General features: G+C 61.2%; 1 protein-coding gene. It reads right to left on the reverse strand.

The genetic code is table 11. The features are described 5' to 3' along the window. A partial coding sequence (locus Q7A36_RS39510; protein ID WP_305109270.1) for a hypothetical protein occupies window positions 1–1,704 on the reverse strand: 1,704 nt, incomplete at its 3' end. Window positions 1,705–2,014 lie beyond the last annotated feature (310 nt).

Genomic DNA, 2,014 nt, shown 5'->3' on the forward strand with positions numbered 1-2,014 from the left:
TGTGACGTCGGCCGGCGCGGGCGGGGTTTCTCCCAGGGCAGTCCGAACGATTTCAAGAACGACTGCATTGTCCGGCAGATTGAGAGAAGGGTGGAGCGGATCGGACAGCGCAGTGGAGGTGCCAGACTGGGTATCGTACAAAGCCTGAGCCTTGTAGCCGGCCGGGAGAGTGATGCTGATCGGGACAGACGCGACCGCCAGATCGGCGTGGGTCGAGAGATCCTGGGCGTTGCTCGCGTTGGCGCTCCAGCCCTTGACGTCGTTCCACAGCACAAGAAGGAAGGTTCCGTCACTCCGCTGAAGGAGCAAATCCTCGCCCGAGGAGGGCATGCCGGACAGAACGTAGTGCAGCTCGCCCGGCGTGAAGCCCGCTGCCTGTGCACCGGTGTCGGCCAGTTCGGTCGTTAGATTGTGCAACTGCACGGCGGCCGGCCGCGGCGTGCCGTCAGCCTCGAAGAGGCCGCTCCCGCCCGTATCGGCGCCGCTGGCCGACATTTTCCAATCCATCAGTTCGTAGACGAAGGTGTGCGGTGAGCCCTCGACGAAATCTGTCAGGTAGACGCGGGGAGTGTATTTGCCCTGCACCGCCTCGCTGACGCCCCAATAGGCCGTGGCGTTGCTGTCGTAACCCGTCTCGGTGATCCAGACGGCCTTACCGTCAACTGAGTGCTGCACCTGGGCGAGGCCGTTGGCCAAGCTCAGGGAAGGTGCGTCGCCGTTTTGGGCGTAGCTGTGCAGATTGGCGTAGTCGGCAAAGGCACCCAGGTCGCCAACTTGGTCCTGTGCCGACCAGCCAAGGCTGGGGCCAATGACGGGCGTTACCTTGCCGTTACTGTTGAGGGCGGTGCTTGCGTGGACCGCCCGGTAGAGATCGGCCTGGAGCGCGGCCAGGGCAGGAAGGCCGACCTCGCCCTTATAAGTGACTTCCCACCCTGGATTGTCGCTCTCGTTCGGCCCTTCGACACCCAGAATGCCCGTAGCGTGCGCTTCCAGTTGACCCAACAACCAATTCGGTCCGTAAGCATCACCTCGGCGATCGGCAACAACTAGCATTTTAATGCCGTTGTTAATCAAGTAATCCATGCTCGGCCCCGCAACGCCGTCGCGGATATTATGTACGCCAAGGTAATTTAATTCTTTGAAGACGAGTTGCGAGTTGGCGTAGGCAGTGTCGACGTAGCCTATGTGCGTATTGACACCGAGGCTGTCGAGGAAATCCGCAGCGCGTTGCGCGCGCCCGTCGCCCGGGCGTGTCGTTGCTGCCGACTGCACGCTGATTTCATCGAGAGCAAAGCCCGTGTCAACGCTGGTGACAGTGAGTGTATAGACGCCCGGCTTGACGATGGTCACTGGCATCGCACCCTGGGCGCTGTTCCAGGAATAGCCAAGTGACCAGCCGAGATTGTCGGTTTGCGTGGCGCCGCCGAGCGCCAAGGATACGGCATTGGTCTGATCGAGGTTGCCAGTTCCCTTACCCCGCAAGGTAACCCAATAGGTTCCTATATCGCTGAAATCTACGCTGTAGGACAAGATTCCGCCGGCTGTGCCGGCGAGCATTGCCAGCCCACCGCTCGCAGTCGCATCCGCGGTGCTTACCCAGGCGGCGGGACTGTTGATCGAAGCGTATTGATCAGATTCCAATACGGCGCCGGATATGTATGAGATTCGCGTAACCACGCCCGATACCTCACGATAAAGTGTCATCCCTAGGTACCGCGATCCCTCTGTTTTATCAACTCATGGTAGCATAGGGCGACTAAATTTCCCTCTGGGTGAATAGCGGGCCGCAAGTGAGGTTGGCCCTTGACGGGATCCGGAGTGATGCGCCCGGGCCTGGGTAGCGTGCTGGGAAACGGTCTCTGATGATGTGCGGCGGCGGGGTGGCGACCCGGCCCTCCCCGGAGGGTTCTGTGAGGCTTCGCGCCATTTTGTTGCAGGGGTCGCCGGATCGGCTGGCGTGGGGTAGGCTGGGACGAAGGCTAGTCCTCGTTCGAGGGAGGGCCACCATGCCGTT

Origin of the sequence: Paracraurococcus lichenis, from assembly GCF_030657435.1 — a bacterium.
Lineage (GTDB): Bacteria > Pseudomonadota > Alphaproteobacteria > Acetobacterales > Acetobacteraceae > Paracraurococcus > Paracraurococcus lichenis.